Origin of the sequence: Mesorhizobium sp. M7A.F.Ca.AU.001.01.1.1 (assembly GCF_004022735.1) — a bacterium.
GTDB lineage: Bacteria > Pseudomonadota > Alphaproteobacteria > Rhizobiales > Rhizobiaceae > Mesorhizobium > Mesorhizobium ciceri.
In genome coordinates, this window is record NZ_RZPF01001096.1 from 1 (window position 1) to 1,310 (window position 1,310).

Here is a 1,310-nt window from a genome sequence, read left to right on the forward strand (position 1 = left end):
GAACCATGGCATCCGTCAGTTGAATCTCGTTGCCGGCGCCGCGCTGCTGATTGCCCAGGAGCGCGAAAATCTCCGGCTGCAGGATGTAGCGGCCGTTGATGTAGAAATTCGAAGGCGCATTGGCCGGCGCCGGCTTCTCGACCATGGCCGTCACCTCGAAACCGCCGCCGATCTCGGCGCCACGGCCAACGATGCCATATTTGTTGGTCTCGCTGGGTTCGCAACGCTCGACGGCGATTACGTTGCCGCCCGTGCGCTCATAAAGCTCGACGGTTTCGGCGAGGCATCCGCGACCGCCGAAGGACACCATGTCCGGCAGCAGCAAGGCGAAGGGCTCGTTGCCGATAACCTCGCGCGCGCACCAGACGGCATGGCCGAGGCCTTGCGGGGATTGCTGGCGGATGAAGCTGGTGGCGCCGGCCACAGGCAGCATGCTTTCGAGCGCCTCCAGCTGGGTCTTCTTGCCGGTCTGCTCCAGGGTGCCGATCAATTCCGGATGCAGGTCGAAATAGTCCTCGATCACCGCCTTGTTGCGACCGGTCACGAAGACGATGTGTTCGATGCCCGCCTCGAAGGCCTCGTCCACCGCATATTGGACGACGGGCCTGTCGACGACGGGAAGCATTTCCTTCGGCATCGACTTGGTCGCCGGCAGGAACCGCGTTCCAAGCCCCGCCACCGGTATCACGGCCTTCCTGATTTTCTTCATCGCAAATTCCTTCTGAGGAGATCGACTTCAATCCGTTCACAGGCCACGAAAATTCCCTCCATGTGCCTGCATCTTCACCTCCCCGCCCCGACGGCAAATTGTGCCGCCATTCTTCGCAACCGCACGGCGATCGGCATGCCCATATGCCTGACCGCCGCCGGGTCGCTGAGCGCAGTCCGGATCGCCTTGAGCGGGGACCGCGCCTTGATGTGCTGTACCAGTGACAGAAACGATGCCGCCTTGCGCAGGCTGCGGCCACGCCGCGCGAACGCGGCTTGCGCGGCCTCATCCATCCGATGGGTTTGAGCGAACACGGCATCCGCCCTGCGCATGGCTTCGACGTGGTGAAGCTCGAGCACGCGCGAAATGGAGACGCTGCGAATATGGTAGGCATAGCCGATATCGGGCTCGACGACGCATTTTCCGCCGTTGGCCAGGGCGGCGGCAAAGAGGATGTAGTCTTCGCCGATCCTCAGCTTCTCGTCATAGCGAAGCCGGTTTTCGTTCAGGAACTCGCGCTGGAAGATCGGCTTGAGGTAGCCGAGGTTGAACTTGGATTCGAAGACGATGTTGCCGGCGATGTAGGTGGCCAGCGAAATCT

General features: G+C 62.0%; 1 protein-coding gene and 1 pseudogene. Both read right to left on the reverse strand.

From position 1 onward, the window contains the following. Positions 1-709, reverse strand: a 709-nt coding sequence (locus EN884_RS36145) for a UTP--glucose-1-phosphate uridylyltransferase (RefSeq protein ID WP_164895427.1), incomplete at its 3' end; no start/stop codon positions are given. A gap of 74 nt (positions 710-783) precedes the next feature. Beyond that, positions 784-1,310: pseudogene (locus EN884_RS36150) on the reverse strand (glycosyl transferase); the annotation flags it as partial.